Raw genomic sequence first — 12,857 nt, 5'->3', positions numbered from 1 at the left:
TCAGTCCACGCCGCAGCCCTCCGCGAGGCCGGCCTGATCACCACTGTCCGCAACGGCCGCGTCATCCACTCCCTGACTCCCCTCGGAGCCGACCTATCAGCCGCCGACGTCGCCCCGCGGTAAGCCCGTGTCCGTCTGCGGCAGGGCGCAGCCAGTCGTAAGCGCTGCCCAGGTGTTCGAGCGCGGCGAGGAACTCCGAACGTGAGCCGCACCAGTGATCGATGGCGTGCTGTGCCGCGCGAGCCTCCGCATGCTGCACAGTCACGTCGTCTGTACAGCGGATCACCAGCCCGGCTTTGTGTTCACCGGCCTCGCCAAGCAGCTCCCGGACTCGCTCGGCCCCCGCGCCGACACGCGTCTCCCGCGCGCGCACCGCCTCGGCCCCGGACCTCACGCCTTTCAACACCGAGACCACGCCGTGGAATCCGACCATGATGGAGGCCGAGAACTTCATGACGGCCGCCACCAGGCCGTTGGCCGTCACGAACCTGGATTGGACGAGCTGGAAGGTGCCGTGCTGGTCCCCGGTCACAACGAACGCGTCGGCCCAGCCGCGGCGGGCCTGGCGCCGAAACGCGCCGCCCAGGTGCACCACTGAACGCTCGGCGGCGCGACGGCTCGGAACGATCTCCACGACGATCCACGCCTCTTCCGTGTCCGCGAAAGCAGGTGGACCGGGCGACGGGAGGGTCGCGCCCGTTTCGGACGCGCCGTGAGCCTGACCGTTCTGGTCGGCACCGCCGGGCACTCCTTCAGGGCCGGAGGGAGACTTCATGATCATCTCTTTGACATGGCTGAAGACATTTCGCCCCTTTCGGAGATGATCGCAAGCCTATCGAGGACTACACGGCGCAGACGTCGCTCACGCGTCGGACATCCGCACGGTTCGCCCCATCAGTCGATGCGTCCCAGAAGGCTCACGACCCATGGGCCATCCGACCGGCATCACCACCCTCAGCCGGATACTCGGCCGGTGCCCGGCCCGGGGCGGCAGGAAGACCGACCTCTTCGGCGCCTACTCATTCGCAGCCGTCGCCATCAGCGCTCTGATCGCCTGCGACGGGGCGTTCTGTGCATCACCAGGGCACGACGCCGGCGTCGTCGAAGAACTTGCCGGTCGGGCCGTCATCGGGCAGGGTCGCGAGTTTGACGGCGATCGCCGCGCCCTGTTCGGGGGTGCGCACGCCGCGGAAGCCGTTGAGATCGGTCGCGACGTAGCCGGGGCAGCCGGCGTTGATAAGGATCTTCGTGCCGCTGAGCTCTCGGGCGTACTGGAGGGTGACGGCGTTCAAGAACGTCTTCGACGGCGCGTACGCCACCGCCACCGGACCCGCCGTCTGCTCTGGATCGGGTCCTGACTGCCGGGTGAGTGAGCCGACGCTGCTGGACATGTTGACGATCCGCGGTGAGGCAGAGCGGTGCAGCAGCGGCATCATCGCGTTGGTGACGCGGATGACGCCGATCACGTTGGTCTCCACGACCGTTCGGATGGTGGCGGGGTCGGTGCGGGTGGGCTCCTGCGGCATGACGCCGGCGATGGCGGCGTTGTTGACGAGCACGTCGAGGCACCCGGCCTGATCTTCGATCAGCCGTGCGGCGGCGGTTACGCTCGAGTCGTCGGTCACGTCCAGTGGTACGCCGAAGGCGTCGACACCGGCCGCGCACAGTCGCTCCACCGCGGCCTTACGACGCTGGTCGTCGCGGGCACCGACGCCGACGCTCCAGCCGAGGGCGCCCAGACCCGCCGCGATCTCGTAGCCGATTCCCTTGTTCGCGCCGGTGACCAGCGCAATCGTTCGTGCACTCATGGGGACCATGCTGCCTTCGGACTCCCGAGGGCGTCCAAGACCGATTGGGTGGGCAACGATACCGTCAGGGTATCGATGCGGAGTACTGTGGCCGGATGGAGACCCGGGAACTGCGCTACTTCGTCGCTGTCGCTGAAGAGCTGCACTTCGGGCGCGCCGCGCAGCGGCTCGGGATCGCGCAGCCGCCCCTGTCCCGGGCGATCCGACAACTCGAACGGCGACTCGGGGCGGTGCTGCTGGAGCGGACCAGCCGCACCGTCACGCTGACCGAGGCCGGCTCGGTGCTGCTGGACGAGGGCCGAGCGGCCCTCGACGCGGTCGACGCCGCCGAGCGCCGGACCCGCCGCGCCGCCCTCTCCCCGACCGGCCGCCCCGGCCTGGTCCTGGTCACCAAGGCCAGCGCGTCCAGCGAACTGCTGGCGAAACTGCTGGACGCGTACGCCGCCGAACCGGGCGCGGTCCCCGTCGACGTCATCCTGTGCGGCCCGGCCGAGCAGGGACGGCTCCTGCGCGAGGGCCGAGCCGACGTGGCGCTGCTGCACCGGCCGTTCGACTCGACGGCCGGGCTCCACACCGAAGAGCTCAGCACGGAGGGCCAAGTGGTGGTCCTGCCGGCCGGGCATCCGCTCACCGCTCGGTCCCATGTGCACATGGCCGACATCTCCAGCCTGCCGGGCCTGCCCCTGCCACGCTGGCCCAACGCGGACGGCACCTACCCGCCCGGCCCCGGCCCGCAAGTCCGCGACCACGCCCAGTTGTTGCAGCTCGTCGCGCTCGGCCGGGCTTGCGCGGTCTCACCGGAGTCGTGCCGAACCCAGCTGCACGCCGACCTCGCCGCCGTGCCCGTGCTGGACGCGCCGAACGTCACCACCGTGATCGCCTGGCCACCGCACAGCCGGTCCAGGGCCGTCGCCGACCTTGTCAGGACCGCGACACGTCTCTAGTGGTTCACCATGCCCGGCCAGGTTCCATGGCCGTCAGGCATCCAGAGGATGCCAGGCGAAGTGATCGCCCTCCGGCCGGACGCGGCCGAACACCACGTCGGCGAAATGCACGCCGAAGCCGATGGTGCCGGGTTCAGCCAGCTCGGCGACGAGACGGCGGCGATGCGCCGCGGACTCGGCGGGATCGTGGTCGAAGGAAGAGGACCAGCCGGGGTGGCCGACCTGGATCGGGGAGACCAGGGCGTCGCCGAAGGCGATCAGCCGCTGCCCGCCGAAGGTGATGACGTACTCGGCGTGCCCGGGCGAGTGGCCGCCGGTGACCCGCATCCGTACGCCGGGGAACACCTCCTGCCCGTCGGCCACGATCCGGACGCGCGGTGTCAGGGCGGCGATCTCCTGTGCCCCGACCAGGTCGCGCCCGGCCCATTCCTCTTCGGACAGGAGGTAGGTGGCATGGGCGAAGGGCAACCGGTCGCCGCCCGGGACGGGGTGCCAGGCCCAGCCGGTGTGATCCGGGTGCAGGTGCGTGAAGGCCACCGCCTCGATCTCCTCGGGCCTGCGGCCGAGTTCGGCGAGGCTGTCCAGCAGCGCGCCTCCGTGGATGGCACCGGGCAGCCAGGACCGCGGGCCGAACCCCGCGTCGATCAGCAGTGCCCGGCCGCGGTACTCCACCAACAGGCCGCCGATGCTCGCCACGAGGTTGCCGGACTCGTCCAGGTACTGGGGGTGGGCGGCCCAGACCTCGCTGGTGGTATCAGGGAGCGAAGCTAGGGGCCTGAGCCGCACCACGCCATCGGGTACGTAGGACAACCGAGCGTCGCCCAACCGCACCGTGCGGATGCCGGCCGGCCGTCGCAGCCGCTCGTCCTCGCCACCGTCAAGCCGCGTCACCGTCGAACCCTCCTTCTGCCGAGGGCCTTCGGCCGCACTCCTCGGGTTGGCACCACGACCATAAGCATCAAGTCAGAAGTATGCAAGCTTCAAATATTTCAGCTTGATGAGTTGCTAGAGTACGCGCATGACCACGCCGGAAGAACCGCCCGCCGTCGCCGCGCGCAATCTTTGCGGCATGGTGAACGGGCTGGCACAGCGGATCGCCGACCACCTGCGCGAACGCGCCGTCGCCCTGGGCCTCACCGCGCCGCAGGCGACCGCGCTGCGGGAGATGACCGGACCGATGACCATGCGGGAGTTGTCCGAGCGCATGGGCTGTGAGCCGTCCAACGCCACTTTCGTGATCGACAAGCTCGAGGGACTGGGCCTTGTCGAGCGGCATGCGCACCCTTCCGACCGCCGTGCGAAGCACCTCGTCCTCACCGCGGAAGGCGCCGCCACTCGCGAGCGACTCCTGGAACTCCTTGCCCAGGACACGCCGCTCGCCGTCCTCAGCCCGGAACAGCAATACGTTCTTTACGGCATCCTCAAGCAGGCGCTAACAGGGTCATGACGGGTACACCACGCGCCCACCTGATCCGTATCACCGGCCTCTCCTACGTGCGCAATCCGGAGAAGCTGACCCGCGTCGCCTCCGCGACCCCGCTCAGCCTGCGGTGAGGATACGAGTGACAGTGCTTTGCGTTACTGCCAGCCGAGCGGGATCGGGTCATATCCCGCGGACGGTTCGCCGCCCGCGGCGCTGAAGGATTCCAGGGCCTCGGCGAGCCGGTCGAGGTGGTCGGCCGGCATCCGTTCGACGATGGCGGTGATCTCCTCGCGTCGCCGGCTGGTGACCTGCTCGACCACCTGCCGGCCGGCGTCGGTCAGAGACGCGATGGACTCGCGGCGGTTCTCGGGGTTGGGCGAGCGGTCGATCATCCCGGCGGCGGCCAGTCGTTCGGCCATCCGCATCGCCGTGGAGGGGTTCACCGCCAAATGCCCGGCCAGGTGGGTCAGCCGCAGTGGTCCGCGAGAGGCCAGCACGACCAGGGCGCGGAACTGCGGCAGGGTCAGGCTGTCCTCGACCTCGTTCAAGGAGCGCGCCGACACGGCGACCAGCAGCCGGGACGCGGTCAGGACGGCATCGGTGACCCGGTCGACCTCGCTGGCGGCACGAGCCCTGCGGGCGGCTGCGGAGGACGGAGCATCCTTGTCGTCGTCGGCGGTTCGCGGACTCATGCGTCCAGTTCTATCGCGCCCACGAACGCCGTGTCGGACGTGAGACCGGCTTGACGCGACCAGCCCCATTGTTTGCATAATGCAAACCATGCCCTCCGTCCAAGGCGCCGCACGCCGGATACCCTCCCCTCTGCTGCCGGTCCCGAACCGCCGGGGGCTGAACCGCCTCCTCGACACCTTGGCCACCGGCCGGGGCGGCCTGGTGGTCCTGGCCCTGGCGATCGGCGCCGGCGCCGGAGGCGGGGCGATCGTGTTCCGCTGGCTGATCACCACGTTCACGCACCTGTTCTCCGGCCATGCCGACTACTCCGCCGCCGGGCACGTCGCCAACCCGCATGTTCCGGCCCTGGGAATGTGGTTCGTGCTCCTCACCCCGGTCGTGGCCGGGCTGATCTACGGCCCGCTGGTCTACAAGTTCGCCCCCGAAGCGCGCGGGCACGGGGTGCCCGAGGTGATGTACGCCGTGGCCCGCAAAGGCGGCCGGATCGCCCCCCAGGTCGCGGTGGTGAAGTCTTTGGCCTCGGCGCTGTGCATCGGCTCCGGTGGATCGGTGGGCCGCGAGGGCCCGATCGTGCAGATCGGCTCGGCGCTCGGTTCGACCGTCGGCCGGGTGGCCGGCGCCGGCGAGGACCGGATGCGGCTGCTGGTCGCGTGCGGCGCGGCCGGAGGGATCGCGGCGACGTTCAACGCCCCGCTGGCCGGGGTCTTCTTCGCCATGGAGCTGATCCTCACTTCCTTCGCCGCTGAGGGCTTCGGGATGATCGTGCTGTCCTCGGTCACCGCCTCGGTGATCGGCCGGGCCGCGTTCGGAAACGTGCCCTTCCTGACCCTGCCGCCCTTCCACGCCGCCCAGGTGTCGCAGCTGGTCCTGTTCGCGGCGCTCGGCGTGGGCGCGGGGATCGCGGGCGTCGCCTTCTCGAGGATCCTCTACCTGATCGAAGACGCCTGCGACTGGGCGTGGCGCTGGCCGGAGTGGGCCCGCCCGGCCGTCGGCGGGCTGCTGCTGGGCGCGGTGCTGCTGGTACTGCCCGAGATGTACGGGGTCGGATACCCGGTGCTGGAGAACGCGGTCGCCGGCAAGTACGCGATCGGGTTCCTGCTGGCACTGCTGGCCGGGAAGGTCGTCGCCACGAGCCTGACCATCGGCATCGGCGGCTCGGGCGGAGTGTTCGCCCCCAGCCTGTTCATGGGGGCGATGGCCGGGTCGGCGTTCGGGCTCGCCGCCCACGACGTCTTCGGTTCGACCGTCGGTCCGGTCGGCTCCTACGCGCTGGTCGGGATGGGAGCGGTCTTCGCCGGCGCGGCGCGGGCCCCGATCACCGCGGTCGTCATCATGTTCGAGCTCACCGGCGAGTACTCGATCATTCTGCCGCTGATGGCCGCGATCGTGCTGGCCACCCTGACCAGCAAGGCCATCACCGGCGACACGATCTACACCCTGAAACTGCGCCGCCGCGGCATCGACCTGTCCACTCCGGCGCCGACGTCGCCGTTCGCCGGGATCACCGTCGCCGAGGTGATGGAGCCGGTCCCGGCCGCCCTCCCGGCGGCCACCTCCCTGTCGCAGGCCGCTGACGCCCTGGCCATCTCCCGCCATGGCGCGCTGCCCGTCACCGACGACGACGGATCGTTCCTCGGAATCGCATCGGCCCAGGCGGTCGCCGAAGTGCTGTCCGAAGGCGGACGTGACGACGAGCCGGTCCGCGAAGTCGTCTCGGCACCCAAGCCGGTCCACGCGGAAAGCGACCTGGCCGAAGCTCTGGCGGACCTGGTCGCCGCCGCGCCCTCAGGACTGCCGGTGCTCGACGAAACCGGCACCGGACTGTCCGGATGGATCACACATCAGGCCGTGCTGCTGGCGGTGCACCGCAGCCCGGCCTGATCAAGGCGACGGCTACGAGTCCTGATGCGGAACACCACCAGCCCGCACAGCGCGAACCCGGCTGCCCACGCCAGTCCCAGCGCCAGCCGCCCCCACAAGGCGGTGTGGCCGAAGGCGCCGCCGACGGCGGCCTGCATCGGCCCGAACGAGGGGAACCACTCCAGCACCGGCTTGTTCGCCAGCGGGTTGCCGAGGGGGTTCTGCAGGAAGGTGTCCATCAGACCACCCATGATGATCAGGAAGAAGCCCTCCAGGTCGCCTTTGACCAATACCCCCAGCAGCAGCCCGAACGCGCCGTAGGTCAAGGCGATGACGGCGTATCCCGCGGCGATCGCCAGCCAGCCGCCGAACGAGGGCCGCCAGAACACCAGCAGCACCAGAGCCGCGTAGAGCGCGACGGCGGTGGCGATGACGCTGATCGACAGGGTCTTGGCACCGATCAGGTTCGCCTGCCGGTAGCCGGCGAAGACCAAGCGCTTGTCGAAGGCCAGGGTCTTGCGGATGGCGTCGAAGATGGCGAAGCCCACGATCAGCGACAGGGCATTGAGACCGGCGCTGATGAGGGTCAGCTGCCCGCCGTCGACGGTGAGCGTCTGCCCGGTGGAGTACAGCTTGAAGTCCAGACTCTGGTGCCCGACCATCGCCATCATCAGGGCGTACCAGGCAGGGACGAACGCCACCAGCAGCACGGCGGCCAGGCGGTTGCGTGTCTGGTTGCGCAGGGCGAACCGCACAGCCGTGGGGAACTGCGCGAACCCGCCCCGTCCCCGCGGCGAGGCGGCGGGCCGGGCCATCAGATCAGCGCCGGTCATCATCGCCTCCTGAGCCGTCCGTGCGCGGGCTTCGCAGATGGAGCTTGCCGCCGGTGAGGTCGGCCAGGACGTCGAACCGGTCCTGCTCGAACACCAGGTGGGTGATCAGCACGATCGCCGTGCCGTGCTCGCGCAGCTCGCCGACGAGATCCCAGAACCTCAGGTAGGTCTCCCAGTCGAAGCCCTGATACGGCTCGTCCAACAGCAGCACGTCCGGCTCGTGCAGCAAGGCGAGAGTGAGGTTCAGCTTCTGCCGGGTGCCACCGGACAAGGATCCGGCCGAGACGTTCCGGTACTCGGCATAGCCCAGCCTGTCCAGCAGCTGCTCGCCGCGATCCAGCCCGGGCAGGTGGTAGGCGGCGGCGAAGTAGCGCAGATGCTGCGCGACGGTGAGGTTGTCCGACAGCACCGCCTCCTGCGGGCAGTAGCCGAGACTCCCGGACAGCCGCACCGATCCGGCGTCGGTCCTCAGCGTTCCAGCCAGCGCCTTGAGCAGCGTGGACTTGCCTGCGCCGTTCTCCCCGACGACCGCGACCAGCTGGCCCGGATCCACTGACAGATCAGCTCCGGTGAGTACCTGATGGTGGCCGTAGGACTTGCGCACGCCCTCGGCGGTCAGTACGGCAGTCACGGCTGCCCTCCCTGTTCCTGCGCGGGTGGGAGCAGCCCGGTGGCGTAGATCGCGAGCATCTCCGCCGACCACCGCGCCATCCCCTCCCGGGACAGCGGATCCACGCCGAGGGCCTCGGTGAGCTGATCACGCAACAGCAACACCGCCAGGTCGTTGGCCATGAGCAACGCCGCCCGCACCGCCGGGTCCTGCCCGGGCGTGGCCATGCCGGCCTCGGACAGCGCGGCCAGCATGCCCCGGCTGAGGGTGAACAGCTTGGCGAACAACTCCCGGCCCGCCGCCGAATCGGTCAGCAGCATCCGGCGCAGATACGCCGGCATCGGCGAGTCCGGCGGCAGGTGCCGCTGAACCGCTTCCACCAGCGACCCGGTCGCCGCCGGGTCGTACATCTCCGGGCCCTGGCCGGTCATCTCGGCCAGCATGGCGTCGAACGTCTCGAGCACGTGGCGATCGACCACTTCGCGCAGCGCCTCCTTCGAACCGAAGTGATGGACGACCAGCGCCGCCGACACCCCCGCCGCGGCGGCGATCTGCCGCACCGACACCGCGTCCGGGCCGTGCTGCGCGAACAGGCGCAGCGCCTCGTCCCGGATCACCGCCCGCGCGGTCCGATCATCCCTGACTGAACGCATGTACAGCATACTAAACGCTCGTTCAGCGAGAATCCACGCGGGTGTCCGGTCGAATGCCCCTCCCGCACGTCAGAGACGCAGGAGAGCTGCTCAGGTCAGCAGGTCGGCGGGTCAGCGGTTCAGCGGATCGGCGGATCAGGCGTCGAGCCCGGCTTCGCGCCGGTCGAGTTCGGCCTGCAGGCGGCGGCGCAGCCCGTCGCCGATCTGCTCCTCGGCGAACAGGCGCCGCAGTTCGGCGGCTTGGACGCTGAGGACATCGCGACGCAACATGGCCAGGTCCTCCAGCAGTGCGGCGTCGGTGTCCGGGTCCAGACGCTCGGCATAGCGTCCCCGCAACCGGACCACGGCCAACTCGTTCACCTTGCCGGTCGCCGCCAAGTCGTCCAGGTACTCCACGACGGCCTGATCCATCGCCGCGCGGGCCGCCTCCTCCTTGGCCGCGGCGTGTTCCGGAGCGACGGCCAGCCCGGAGGTCTTCACCACGCCGGCCAGACTCAGGCCCTGCACCGTGAGGGTGGCGGCGACCACGGCCGTCGTCAGGACCAGGACCAGCGGACGGCCCGGCAGCGGGGTGCCGTCGTCGGCCAGCAGGGGGATCGACAGCGCCGCCGCCAGCGGCATCACGCCCCGGGTCCCCGCCCAGGTGACCACGCGCGTCAGCGGCCACGTCGGATACGAACGCGTCGGCCGGGCCAGGGCGGTCGTCGGCCACACCCAGGCCATGCGGACGCCGATCAGCGCCGCGGCCAGCACCGCCGCCTGCAGCGGCCACCAGGCGTCGCCGGGACCGAGATCGCGGACCAGCGTCGGCAGTTGCAGGCCGATCAGCGCGAACACCACCGACTCCAGACCGAACACCACGACGGCGTAGACGCTGTGCAGGTGCAGCCGGGTGTGGGCGTCGGTGATCCGGTGGGCGACGCTGCCGGAGACGATCCCGGCCACCACGACCGCGGTCACCCCGGAGACGTCGACACTCTCCGCCAGCAGATACGCGGTGTACGGGGTGACCAGGGCGATCACCGTTTCCAGCACCGGGTCGTCGATGAACGAGCGCAACAACGCCACGGCCCCGGCCAGCGCCGCGCCGATCGCGATGCCGCCGCCGGCCAGGACGAAGAACTTCCCCACCGCACCGAACACCCCCACCGAGCCCGCCGCCGCGGCCACGACCGCGACCTTGAACAACACCAGCGACGTGGCGTCGTTGAACAGGCTCTCGGACTGCACCAGCACCTGGATCCGGCCCGGCAGCGGCAGCCGCCGCCCCAGGGCCGTCACCGCGACCGGATCGGTGGAGGCCAGCACCGCGCCCAGCACGAACGCCATCGCCCCGGACAATGCGGTCAACGCCAGCGCCAGCGAGGCGACCACGGCGGCCGTGGCCAACACCAGCCCCAGGGCCAGCACGAGAACCGGGGCCCATACCCGACGCAGATCGCGTGCGGAGATCTCCTCGGCGGAGGCATACAACAGCGGCGGCAACACCACCAGCGCGATCACGTCCGGGGCCACGTGGACGGTGGGCGCTCCGGGAACCAGCGCCACCGCGATCCCGGCCAGCACGAGCAACGACGGCGCCGGGATCCCCCAACGGCCCGCGAACGTGGCCACGGCGGTGCCCAACACCACCAACACCAGCACGATCCCCACCGCATGCAGCACCGGAAAGCTCCTGAACCCGATCGTCGGATCCGACACCTCTGGCAGGTATCGGGAAACCCCGAGCCGACCAGACTTCCCGGCGCACCACCGCACAGCCTATTGATCAACAAACGAGTTCGCCACGCCGATCTCACGGCTTGCTCGCACACCATGAAGGTCAATGGGCTCGGCCGGGGACCGCCACACGGCAGCCCGACGTGCTGGGCCACTGGTCAGAGTATGGTGAACGACCCCTGGTCACGGGAGAGCAGCAGAAGGAACAACACGCGGATACGCGCAAGCAGGCTGAGCCGCAGCGGCGGCAGACCGGTGTGATCAGCCGGTACAGACATAGGAATCACCTTCCTAGGTACGATCATTTTAGTACCTAGGCCGGATCCGCACCGGCTTCCACCACGGGCTCCAGCGCGGACAGGCTCCGCACCACAGCCCCGCCGCGGCAGCCGCACGATCGCGGCCTGCTGAACGCGGACGGGGAACGGCGCGGTCGGCTCCGTCTCGGTGACGACGGTCAGTTCTTGCGGCGGTAGGCGCCCAGGGTCAGCGGCGCGAACACCGCGATCATCGCCAGCGCGGTGAGCAGCACCCCTGCGACCTGCCCCGCCGTGATGCTCCCGGCCATGGCGGCGCGGGTGGCGGTGACCAGGTGGGTGACCGGGTTGGCGTCCACGACCGCACGGAGCCAGCCGGGCATGGTGTGCGGGTCGACGAAGGTGTTGCTGGCCAGGGTGAGCGGGAACAGCACGACCATCGCCAGGCTCATGATGGCGTTGGCCGAACGCAGCAGCAGTCCCAGCCAGCAGAACACCCAGGACAGGGCGGAGGCGAAGCCGATCACCAGAGCCATGCCGAGCACAATCCCGCCGGCGCCGCCGTGGGGACGGAAGCCGAGCGCCAGCCCGAGGCCGACGACGAGGACGGAGGCGAGCAGGTAACGCAGGGCATCGCCGAGCAGGGCGCCGACGATCGGAGCCGGGCGCCACATCGGCAGGGTGCGGAACCGGTCGTAGACGCCCTTGTCCATGTCCGCGTTCAGGTTGACGCCGGTGTACATCGTGGCCAGCAGCACCGCCATCACCAAGGTTCCAGGCAGGAGGAACTGCAGGTAGCGGTGCGGAGATCCGGCCATGGCACCCCCGAACAGGTACGTGAACAACACCGTGAAGATGATCGGCACGGCGATGACGTCGGACAGCTGCTCCGGCACGTGCTTGATCTTCAGCAACGCGCGCCAGGCGAAGACCCGGGCGGCGGCAGCGGGTCCGGGGCGTGGCGGCCGTGCCGCGGGTGACAAGGCTTTGATGAGCTGTCGTGGCTCGGCGGCGGTGTGGGCGGGCGTGGTCGTGCTCATGTCTGCTCCCGGCGGTGGTCAGGTGATGGCTGGTTCGGTCAGCTCGGGATGGGGGTGTGTCCGGTGAGGGTGAGGAAGACCTCGTCCAGGCTGGGCTGCTCCAGGGCGAAGGAGGCCAGCGCGACACCGGCTTGTTCGAGCTCTGTCAGAACCGCCAGGGCCCGGCCGGGTTCGAGTGCTGTCATGGTCAGCGCGGCCGGGTCGCCGTCCAGGCGCGGTGGGGCGTCCAGGCGGGCGGCGAGCAGGTGTGCGACGTCGTCACGGCGGTGGGGCTCGACGAGGCGGATGTGGAGGGCGCCGGTGCCGGTGGCGGCCTTCAGTTCGCCGGGGGTGCCTTCGGCGATCAGCCGTCCGTGGTCGATCACGGCCAGCCGATCGGCCAACTGGTCGGCCTCGTCCAGATACTGGGTGGTCAGCAGCACCGTGGTGCCCTGGGCGGCCAGGGTCCGGACGACGTCCCAGACCTGGTTGCGGCTGGCGGGGTCCAGGCCGGTGGTGGGCTCGTCCAGGAACAGCAGTTCGGGGGTGACGATGAGGCTGGCCGCGACGTCGAGACGGCGGCGCATCCCGCCGGAGTAGGTCTTCACCGGTTTGCCGGCGGCTTCGTCCAGGCCGAAGGCCGACAGCAGTTCCGCGGCGCGGCCGGCCGCCGGCTCGGGCCGGTGGCCGAGCAGCCGGGCCAGGACCCTGAGGTTCTCGGCGCCGGTCAGGTCGTCGTCGAGGGCCGCGAACTGGCCGGTCAGAGCGATCCGCGCCCGGACCGCTTCGGGATCGCGGGTGACGTCGTGGCCCAAGACGGCCGCCGTTCCGGCGTCCGGGCGCAGCAAGGTGGCCAGCATGCGCACCGTGGTCGTCTTGCCGGCGCCGTTGGGCCCGAGGAAGCCGTAGACGCAACCCGCCGGGACGGCCAGGTCCAGCCCGTCGACCGCACGGGTGCCCTTGAAGTCCTTGGTGAGCCCGACCGCGTGGACTGCCAGGTCGGATGCTGGAGTCATGGATGATCCCCTCGTCGTGGCA

Annotated in this window: 13 protein-coding genes; 3 read left to right on the top strand and 10 right to left on the bottom strand. The window is 70.2% G+C overall.

The features are described 5' to 3' along the window. Positions 1-61 precede the first annotated feature (61 nt). Both ABD466_RS13725 and ABD466_RS13720 read right to left on the bottom strand, forming a co-directional pair. Positions 62-775 (bottom strand): hypothetical protein, encoded by a 714-nt coding sequence (locus tag ABD466_RS13725; protein WP_344657389.1) that lies wholly within the window; start codon positions 773-775, stop codon positions 62-64. Positions 776-1,076: 301 nt separating this feature from the next. Continuing rightward, positions 1,077-1,808, bottom strand: a complete 732-nt coding sequence (locus ABD466_RS13720) for an SDR family oxidoreductase (protein ID WP_344657388.1) — start codon at positions 1,806-1,808, stop codon at positions 1,077-1,079. 95 nt (positions 1,809-1,903) lie between these two features. Between ABD466_RS13720 and ABD466_RS13715 the strand changes: the two genes are divergently transcribed. Next, positions 1,904-2,752, top strand: coding sequence for a LysR family transcriptional regulator (locus tag ABD466_RS13715; protein WP_344657387.1), 849 nt, complete (start codon positions 1,904-1,906; stop codon positions 2,750-2,752). Between the two features lie 33 nt (positions 2,753-2,785). Here the strand turns inward: ABD466_RS13715 and ABD466_RS13710 are convergent, their stop codons facing one another. Continuing rightward, on the bottom strand, positions 2,786-3,643 hold the full coding sequence (locus ABD466_RS13710) for an MBL fold metallo-hydrolase (protein ID WP_344657386.1): 858 nt from the start codon (positions 3,641-3,643) through the stop codon (positions 2,786-2,788). A 127-nt stretch (positions 3,644-3,770) separates the two neighbouring features. Between ABD466_RS13710 and ABD466_RS13705 the strand changes: the two genes are divergently transcribed. Beyond that, positions 3,771-4,199 carry a MarR family winged helix-turn-helix transcriptional regulator gene (locus ABD466_RS13705; protein ID WP_344657385.1) on the top strand — a complete coding sequence of 143 codons (429 nt, stop codon included), beginning with the start codon at positions 3,771-3,773 and terminating at the stop codon, positions 4,197-4,199. Positions 4,200-4,330: 131 nt separating this feature from the next. On the opposite strand, the gene ABD466_RS13700 is transcribed toward ABD466_RS13705, so the two are convergent. Then, positions 4,331-4,867, bottom strand: coding sequence for a MarR family winged helix-turn-helix transcriptional regulator (locus tag ABD466_RS13700; RefSeq protein WP_344657384.1), 537 nt, complete (start codon positions 4,865-4,867; stop codon positions 4,331-4,333). Between the two features lie 79 nt (positions 4,868-4,946). Between ABD466_RS13700 and ABD466_RS13695 the strand changes: the two genes are divergently transcribed. Next, positions 4,947-6,749 carry a chloride channel protein gene (locus ABD466_RS13695; RefSeq protein ID WP_425558637.1) on the top strand — a complete coding sequence of 601 codons (1,803 nt, stop codon included), beginning with the start codon at positions 4,947-4,949 and terminating at the stop codon, positions 6,747-6,749. On the opposite strand, the gene ABD466_RS13690 is transcribed toward ABD466_RS13695, so the two are convergent. The 6 genes from ABD466_RS13690 to ABD466_RS13665 form a co-directional block, all read right to left on the bottom strand. Continuing rightward, on the bottom strand, positions 6,710-7,561 hold the full coding sequence (locus ABD466_RS13690; protein WP_344657383.1) for a hypothetical protein: 852 nt from the start codon (positions 7,559-7,561) through the stop codon (positions 6,710-6,712). The genes ABD466_RS13695 and ABD466_RS13690 overlap by 40 nt on opposite strands. Next, positions 7,548-8,192 carry an ABC transporter ATP-binding protein gene (locus ABD466_RS13685; protein ID WP_344657382.1) on the bottom strand — a complete coding sequence of 215 codons (645 nt, stop codon included), beginning with the start codon at positions 8,190-8,192 and terminating at the stop codon, positions 7,548-7,550. The genes ABD466_RS13690 and ABD466_RS13685 overlap by 14 nt, the downstream gene beginning before the upstream one ends. After that, positions 8,189-8,824 (bottom strand): TetR/AcrR family transcriptional regulator, encoded by a 636-nt coding sequence (locus ABD466_RS13680; protein ID WP_344657381.1) that lies wholly within the window; start codon positions 8,822-8,824, stop codon positions 8,189-8,191. The genes ABD466_RS13685 and ABD466_RS13680 overlap by 4 nt, the downstream gene beginning before the upstream one ends. Positions 8,825-8,959: 135 nt before the next feature. Further along, positions 8,960-10,486 (bottom strand): Na+/H+ antiporter, encoded by a 1,527-nt coding sequence (locus ABD466_RS13675; RefSeq protein WP_425558641.1) that lies wholly within the window; start codon positions 10,484-10,486, stop codon positions 8,960-8,962. Positions 10,487-11,000: 514 nt separating this feature from the next. Next, positions 11,001-11,840, bottom strand: coding sequence for an ABC transporter permease (locus ABD466_RS13670; RefSeq protein ID WP_344657379.1), 840 nt, complete (start codon positions 11,838-11,840; stop codon positions 11,001-11,003). Between the two features lie 38 nt (positions 11,841-11,878). Further along, positions 11,879-12,835 carry an ATP-binding cassette domain-containing protein gene (locus tag ABD466_RS13665; protein WP_344657378.1) on the bottom strand — a complete coding sequence of 319 codons (957 nt, stop codon included), beginning with the start codon at positions 12,833-12,835 and terminating at the stop codon, positions 11,879-11,881. Between the last annotated feature and the right edge of the window lie 22 nt (positions 12,836-12,857).

It is taken from the genome of Catenulispora subtropica, assembly GCF_039531675.1.
GTDB lineage: Bacteria > Actinomycetota > Actinomycetes > Streptomycetales > Catenulisporaceae > Catenulispora > Catenulispora subtropica.
This window is presented reverse-complemented; position numbering and strand designations above follow the sequence as displayed.

What these genes read in the sequence shown, in the direction of transcription:
- ABD466_RS13725 (WP_344657389.1), bottom strand. Translation starts at nt 775, where the DNA reads ATGAAGTCTCCCTCCGGCCCTGAAGGAGTGCCCGGCGGTGCCGACCAG.
- ABD466_RS13720 (WP_344657388.1), bottom strand. Translation starts at nt 1,808, where the DNA reads ATGAGTGCACGAACGATTGCGCTGGTCACCGGCGCGAACAAGGGAATC.
- ABD466_RS13715 (WP_344657387.1), top strand. Translation starts at nt 1,904, where the DNA reads ATGGAGACCCGGGAACTGCGCTACTTCGTCGCTGTCGCTGAAGAGCTG.
- ABD466_RS13705 (WP_344657385.1), top strand. Translation starts at nt 3,771, where the DNA reads ATGACCACGCCGGAAGAACCGCCCGCCGTCGCCGCGCGCAATCTTTGC.
- ABD466_RS13700 (WP_344657384.1), bottom strand. Translation starts at nt 4,867, where the DNA reads ATGAGTCCGCGAACCGCCGACGACGACAAGGATGCTCCGTCCTCCGCA.
- ABD466_RS13695 (WP_425558637.1), top strand. Translation starts at nt 4,947, where the DNA reads ATGCAAACCATGCCCTCCGTCCAAGGCGCCGCACGCCGGATACCCTCC.
- ABD466_RS13690 (WP_344657383.1), bottom strand. Translation starts at nt 7,561, where the DNA reads ATGACCGGCGCTGATCTGATGGCCCGGCCCGCCGCCTCGCCGCGGGGA.
- ABD466_RS13680 (WP_344657381.1), bottom strand. Translation starts at nt 8,824, where the DNA reads ATGCGTTCAGTCAGGGATGATCGGACCGCGCGGGCGGTGATCCGGGAC.
- ABD466_RS13670 (WP_344657379.1), bottom strand. Translation starts at nt 11,840, where the DNA reads ATGAGCACGACCACGCCCGCCCACACCGCCGCCGAGCCACGACAGCTC.
- ABD466_RS13665 (WP_344657378.1), bottom strand. Translation starts at nt 12,835, where the DNA reads ATGACTCCAGCATCCGACCTGGCAGTCCACGCGGTCGGGCTCACCAAG.